Below are 284 nucleotides of genomic sequence, written 5' to 3' on the forward strand. Positions count from 1 at the left end.
ATCACTACATCGGTTGGCGAGTTCTCATTGCACGCCACGGGGTAACAATGTTGCCGACCTTGATCGCCGACTTACCGCCCACCTTCGACAATCTTCACGTGATTCCTGCTCTTGAGTACATGGCATTTCTAGACTGTGTGCCCGATACGATAATCCCTGAAATTTGGAGCCGTTTTAAAGGGCAGATGCAGCCTAAGGCAGTCCAAGACGCTATAGCCGCAGTCGCCAAAGCAAAACCAGGTGGAATGCGCAGCATCGTTGAGTTTTTAAGCCGCATGTCCTTT

1 protein-coding gene is annotated in these 284 nt (G+C 50.7%); it reads left to right on the forward strand.

What is annotated here, in order from left to right; all coding sequences use genetic code 11:
- Nucleotides 1–47 precede the first annotated feature (47 nt).
- Nucleotides 48–284, forward strand: a 237-nt coding sequence (locus tag AC0L20_RS40835) for a hypothetical protein (protein ID WP_473295796.1), incomplete at its 3' end; no start/stop codon positions are given.

The organism is Bradyrhizobium sp. Kon58 (assembly GCF_055807455.1).